The sequence below is a fragment of the Blautia sp. 2227st1_G12_2227SCRN_220401 genome (assembly GCF_039062885.1).
Lineage (GTDB): Bacteria > Bacillota > Clostridia > Lachnospirales > Lachnospiraceae > Blautia_A > Blautia_A fusiformis.
Window position 1 is genome coordinate 1 of record NZ_JBCLNI010000056.1, and the last position, 5,983, is coordinate 5,983.

Below are 5,983 nucleotides of genomic sequence, written 5' to 3' on the forward strand. Positions count from 1 at the left end.
GTGTCAGCTCACCGGAAAAAAGGTCACACGCCTGACTGGCTCCGGAAACGGAATTCGCCGAAACCCGCTGATGAGAAGACTGGCAGAAGAAATGTTCAAAATGCCGATGGAGATTCCTGAATATGAAGAAGAGGCTGCATATGGAGCTGCACTTACTGCGGGAAAGTTGGTTGCGGCAATGTAAGAAAAATTTTGTTTGACTTTTTGAAAAAGAGGCAATATAATTACAAGAAACGAGTAGCAAGTAAGCGTAAATCCAGTTTACCGGCTACTCGTTTTCATTTTGCAAAAATGAATATCGCCATGAAAAAGTGTGTAGCGTGTCAGCGTAAGTCCAGCTTATATGACAAGGTGCGCACTTTTTTTGTGCTAAAAAGAAAGGAGTTAAAACAAAATGGCGGAAAGCAACAAGATGAAGGAGATGCCGGTAAATAAGCTGATGGTCCAAATGGGAATCCCGATGATCCTATCTATGGCATTGCAGGCAGTCTATAACATTGTAGACAGTGCATTTGTGGGAAATATGAAAGCAGGCAGTGAGGTAGCACTAAATGCTTTGACACTGGTATTTCCGGTGCAGATGCTTATGGTGGCAGTGGGGATTGGAACCGGTGTAGGAACCAATGCACTTCTTGCAAGGACACTTGGACAGGGCGACAGTAAAAAAGCTGCAAAGGTAGCAGGAAACAGTCTGTTTCTGGGAGTGATCATTTATGTGGTCTGCTTATTGTTTGGTATCTTTGGGGTGAAAGCATATATTTCATCGCAGACAGTAGATACAGAAGTACTTGAGATGGGAATCAGCTATCTGAGGATATGCTGCGTAATTTCTTTTGGTATTATTTTCTTTTCTCTATTTGAAAAGTTACTTCAGGCAACAGGCCGTTCTCTTTATTCCACGATTGGTCAGGTGGTTGGAGCGGTTGTAAATATCATCCTTGATCCGATCATGATCTACGGTATTGGACCTTGTCCGGAAATGGGAGTGAAAGGCGCAGCCTACGCAACTGTAATTGGACAGGTAGCGTCAGCAGTATTACTGTTCATTTTTCATATCAAATTAAATAAGGAATTCGAGCATGGGGCGAAATATATGAAGCCAGATGGCGAAATTATCAAGGAGATCTATGCAATCGGACTTCCGGCAATCATTGCTCAGGCGCTGATGTCCATTATGGTTTATGTAATGAACCTGATCCTGAAGTTCGATCCGTCAGCACAGACGGCCTATGGTCTGTTCTATAAGGTACAGCAGTTTGTTTTGTTTCTTGCTTTTGGTCTGCGAGATGCAATCACCCCAATCATTGCATTTGCTTATGGAATGAGAAGTAAGAAGAGAATTCAGGATGGAATCAAATATGGTCTGATCTATACAATTGTGTTAATGATTCTGGGAATTGCAATCACAGAGATTTTCCCTGGGGCATTTGCAACGCTGTTTAATGCGGGACAGTCGAGAGAATATTTTATCGGAGCAATGAGAGTGATTTCTATAAGTTTCCTGTTCGCAGGAATCAATGTTGCTTATCAGGGCATTTATCAGGCACTGGATGGTGGTGTGGAATCGCTGGTTATTTCGCTTTTGAGACAGCTTATTATTATCCTGCCGCTGGCTGGAATCTTTTCTATGCTTGTCAGAAATGTACAGATGGGAGTTTCACTGATCTGGTGGGCATTTCCGATTACGGAAATAGTTTCCTGTTTTGTAGGATATGTATTTTTAAAGAGAATCAGAAAAAATAAAGTAGATGTTTTGAATTAAGGAGGAACTGGAAATGGTGAAAAGAATCATTACGATCAGTAGAGAATTTGGAAGCGGCGGACGCTTTATCGGAGAAGAATTAGCGAAAAAATTGGGACTCGCTTATTATGATAAAAACATTATCAATGAGATCGCAGAAAAGTCTGGTTTATCTCCGGAATATATTCAGGAAAGTGCGGAACTGTCTCCGAAAAAAGGCTTGTTTGCATATGCATTTGCCGGACGTGATATCACAGGAAAATCAGTAGAAGACATGGTGTATGAGGCACAGAGAAAGGTTATTTTAGAACTGGCTGATAAGGAATCTTGTGTGATTATCGGAAGAAATGCAGATTATATTCTGAAAGATAGGGATGATGTACTGAATGTATTTATCCATGGGGATATGCCGGAAAAAACACAGCGTATTATGGGTTTGTATAATGTAGGAGAGAAGGAAGCTGTCAAAATGATGGCAGATACAGATAAAAGGCGTATGACGAATTATAATTTTTATACCGATCAGAAATGGGGAAAGGCCAGTAATTATACGTTGTGTCTGAATAGTTCACAGCTTGGATATGGCAGATGTGAGAAGCTTGTCATGGAATGTAGTAAATAATGAAATCCTCATGGTGAAAGTGGATTAAAGAAAATGTGATAAGAGCATTCATGAGTAAGTAGCGAAAGCGGATTGCGAATGTCCTATTTATATAACGTACACGAATGTAAATGGATATCTGATCCTGAATCTCACCTATAAATCCGGTGAGCAGATGGAGCAACTTGGCAAGCATATCATGTTGGTGCGTCTTTGAAGGACGCAGGTAAAAAATGTTTTGGAATTAATCTGATTGAAGATGCAGGTATTGTAAGAGATATTTTAAAGAGAGTGGAATTAGAAACAGAAGAATAGAAAAGTAAGTTATGCAGAAAGGCGTGAGTCATAAGAATATGGCTTGCGTCTTTTTCTGTCTGGAAAGGAAGTGGGGGAGCATGTAAATTATTATTTTAATGACCAGATGAGGGTATAAATTGCATTCCAAGTGCAGTGAATATAATGCGCATGAACATGAAATTTTAAATATTATGAAGACAAAATTTGGTTGATTAACCAGGTAAAAGTGATATACTGAATGCATAAGAAAAGAAACCGTGTGGAATTACAGTTTTGTTTTCACACGGTTTTTTAGAAAATGAGAGTTAGACATTACTAACATGAACACTGGCAGTTTTTTTGAAAATGAAAAAGAGGACGGATTTCTATGAGAATATTGATTTATGGTGCAGGTGTGATTGGATCCTTGTATGCGGTCTTATTTGCAGAAACTGGTTATGATACGAGTATTTATGCCAGAGGTAAAAGACTTGAGTTTTTAAAGAAAAATGGACTGCTTTATAAGAAAAACCAGAACATAAGGCGGGCAAGCACCAGATGAAATGAGGGAGCTGCATAAGTAATTTTATGCTTATATGAAAAAACTAAAGGAGGCCAGATATGAAATTTTATGAAAGTGGAGACAGTAGTAAACCAGTGATATTTTTATTTCCTGGTACCTGTTGCCTGTATAGTAGCTTTGATCATATACTGGATAGATTACATTTTTATTTTTACACGGTAACAGTTTCTTATGATGGATTTGATCCAAATGAGAAAACAGAATTTTATTCAATGGAAGATGAATGCGAAAAGATTGAGCAGGAAATCAAGAAAAAGTATGATGGAAGAATTAAAGCAGCGTATGGGTGTTCCCTTGGAGGAAGTTTTGTATCCCTTTTGATTCAGCGAAAAAGAATTCATATAGATCATGGCATCATTGGGAGCAGTGATATGGATGAAGCTGGTCAGTTTATGGCGAAAATTCAGTCATCTGTAGTTGTGCCGATTATGTATAAAATGGTGCATACTGGTAAATTGCCTAAATTTATGCAAAAGAAAATAAATGAAGCAGATAAATCAAAGAAAGAAATGATTGATGGATTTTTAAATATGTTCGGCATTGAGCAGGGAGGAAATCCATGGATTACGAAACAGAGTGTTTATAATCAGTTTTATTCTGATCTGGTTACGAAAGTCCAGCATGGAATTGATGTGCCGGGAACTACGATACACGTGTTTTACGCAACAAAGATGGGCAGAAAATATGAAAAGAGATATTGTACTTATTTTAAAAATCCGGATATTCGGAGACATAACATGCAGCATGAAGAACTGTTTTGCTGTCATAGTGCAGAGTGGGTGGAAGAAGTAAGAAAGGCAGTGGAAGGCGACAGATAATGAAAGAAAAAGTGAATGTGACAGGTGTGCCGGAAACGATGGTACAGACTCTGTATGCAAGAGCAAAAGAAACAAGAAAGAAAAATGCTAAAATAAACGACGAAATTGCAGAAGAACTTGTGAAAAATCTTGATTATGACTTTTCTAAAGCGGATAAAGATAAAGCCATGAACTATGGCGTGATTGCAAGAATAATTGTATTAGACCGGATGGTTGAGCAATATTTGGAGAAAAATACAAATACAATTGTTATAAATATTGCATGTGGACTGGATACCAGATGTTATCGAATGAAAGGGAAATATCTGCATTGGTACAATATAGATTTGCCGGAGACTATGAAGATAAGGCGGCAATTTCTTCCAGAAACAGGTCCGATATATCAGATTGCAAAGTCTGCAATGGATGATTCCTATGTAGATGATATAGATTATCACTGTGAGAATGTTCTGGTAATAATCGAAGGGCTTACAATGTATTTGTGTGAAAAAGATATCAGAAAGATGTTTTTTATTATTGAAAAATCATTTCAGGAAGTAACCGTAATGGTCGAAACCATGTCACCTTTTGTTGTAAACCATGTGAAAGAAAAATCCATAGAGGGAAGCAATGCAAAATTCACATGGGGAGTTAAGAACGGAACAGAACTGCAAAGAATTGTGCCGGGATTTTCTGTTCAACAGGAAGTCAGTCTGGTTGAAGGAATGAAAAAGCTTATGCCGATTTATCATGTGATAGGAAAGATTCAAATCGTTCGGAATATCTCAAACAAAATAATAGTTTTGGAGAAACGTGGCCGATATTAAAGAGATGATACAAATGAAGAAAAGACATTTTGATGTGGAAACAGATGGATTTTATGGTGCATACTGGAAATGCAAAACAGGATCAGACTGTGCAATGATTGCCATGATCGGGGATGATCCAGAGGATTATCTGGCGCGTACATCCGTGAAATGGCTACATAAACTCGGTGTGAATGTGATGACAATGTCACCTGGAAAAAAAGATTATGGACATCATAATTATCCATTGGAACGTATAGAGAAAGCAATCAATTGGTTAAAAGCACATGGTGATCAGAAGATAGGAATTGTCGGGGCATCTACTACAGGAACACTGGCATTGACTGCCGCTTCTTATTTTGAGGATATTACATTAACGATAGGTCTGACACCGAGTGATTTTATCTGGCAGGGGTTTATGCAGGGCAAAAAAGATGGCTGTAAGGAATGGCCGATTGAAGGAGAATCTCTTTTTTCTTACAAAGGAGAACCCCTTCCGTATATGCCATTTTGCTACAAACATCCGGATTACTGGCATGTGATTAAGAAAGAAACAAAACGGACCGGTGATATGATTAATTCAAGAAAACTGTTTGATGACTCGGAAAAGGCTCACCCAATCACAGAAGACGAGATGATCAAGATTGAAAAAATCCATGGAACGTTATTGCTGATTGGTGCGGAAGATGATGTGTTGTGGGATACTGCAAAATATATCCGCCGTATGAAGCAGCGTATGAAAGAACATTCACACACATGCAGATTGGATTATGTCATTTATGAGCATGGAACCCATTTCGTTTTTCCGGAGAGCATGCTAAAGACAATGCTCCCGGTTGGATCCGGACTCTTTGTGAAACTGGCATTTCAGGCAGCAAGAAAACATCCGAAAGAATGTCGCAGAGCACGTCTGGATATTGACTGGCGGGTAAGAAATGCTGTTGCAAAATGGAAGAGAGTAGATAGATAAAAAATAGACAAAAGGTGGAAGTGTGGTATTTAAAACAACAGGAAATAAATCAAATTCAGTCATTCTGTTTTTCCATGCAATGGGAGTAACTGGGGAAAGCAGTATGCCGGTTGCAGAGAAAATGGCAGAAAAATATTATTGCATTATGCCAACATCGACTGTGTATTGCTCCGGACAGAGGTATCAAAGCAAAAGAGATGAGATACAAC

The 5,983-nt window shown here is 38.6% G+C and carries 6 protein-coding genes and 2 pseudogenes; all 8 read left to right on the forward strand.

Translation table 11 applies throughout. The features are described 5' to 3' along the window. The coding region (locus tag ABCM67_RS15990; RefSeq protein WP_342993042.1) for an FGGY-family carbohydrate kinase at positions 1 to 184 on the forward strand (184 nt) is incomplete at its 5' end. 210 nt (positions 185 to 394) lie between these two features. Beyond that, entirely contained in the window at positions 395 to 1,762 is a 1,368-nt protein-coding gene (locus ABCM67_RS15995; protein WP_147602936.1) for an MATE family efflux transporter, read from the forward strand. 13 nt (positions 1,763 to 1,775) lie between these two features. Beyond that, complete coding sequence (locus ABCM67_RS16000) at positions 1,776 to 2,363, forward strand: cytidylate kinase-like family protein (protein ID WP_147602937.1); 588 nt, start codon at positions 1,776 to 1,778, stop codon at positions 2,361 to 2,363. 643 nt (positions 2,364 to 3,006) lie between these two features. Continuing rightward, positions 3,007 to 3,168 (forward strand): annotated as a pseudogene (locus tag ABCM67_RS16005) (2-dehydropantoate 2-reductase N-terminal domain-containing protein); the annotation flags it as partial. 71 nt (positions 3,169 to 3,239) lie between these two features. Further along, positions 3,240 to 4,019 carry a hypothetical protein gene (locus tag ABCM67_RS16010; RefSeq protein ID WP_147602938.1) on the forward strand — a complete coding sequence of 260 codons (780 nt, stop codon included), beginning with the start codon at positions 3,240 to 3,242 and terminating at the stop codon, positions 4,017 to 4,019. Beyond that, the gene (locus ABCM67_RS16015) at positions 4,019 to 4,825 is read left to right on the forward strand and encodes a class I SAM-dependent methyltransferase (protein WP_342993043.1); all 807 of its coding nucleotides are present in this window, start codon (positions 4,019 to 4,021) and stop codon (positions 4,823 to 4,825) included. The genes ABCM67_RS16010 and ABCM67_RS16015 overlap by 1 nt, the downstream gene beginning before the upstream one ends. A 13-nt stretch (positions 4,826 to 4,838) precedes the next feature. Continuing rightward, on the forward strand, positions 4,839 to 5,774 hold the full coding sequence (locus tag ABCM67_RS16020; protein WP_161209044.1) for an acyl-CoA thioester hydrolase/BAAT C-terminal domain-containing protein: 936 nt from the start codon (positions 4,839 to 4,841) through the stop codon (positions 5,772 to 5,774). Positions 5,775 to 5,796: 22 nt separating this feature from the next. Then, a pseudogene (locus tag ABCM67_RS16025) lies at positions 5,797 to 5,983 on the forward strand (hypothetical protein); the annotation flags it as partial.

What these genes read in the sequence shown, in the direction of transcription:
- ABCM67_RS15995 (WP_147602936.1), top strand. Translation starts at nt 395, where the DNA reads ATGGCGGAAAGCAACAAGATGAAGGAGATGCCGGTAAATAAGCTGATG.
- ABCM67_RS16015 (WP_342993043.1), top strand. Translation starts at nt 4,019, where the DNA reads ATGAAAGAAAAAGTGAATGTGACAGGTGTGCCGGAAACGATGGTACAG.
- ABCM67_RS16000 (WP_147602937.1), top strand. Translation starts at nt 1,776, where the DNA reads ATGGTGAAAAGAATCATTACGATCAGTAGAGAATTTGGAAGCGGCGGA.
- ABCM67_RS16020 (WP_161209044.1), top strand. Translation starts at nt 4,839, where the DNA reads ATGAAGAAAAGACATTTTGATGTGGAAACAGATGGATTTTATGGTGCA.
- ABCM67_RS16010 (WP_147602938.1), top strand. Translation starts at nt 3,240, where the DNA reads ATGAAATTTTATGAAAGTGGAGACAGTAGTAAACCAGTGATATTTTTA.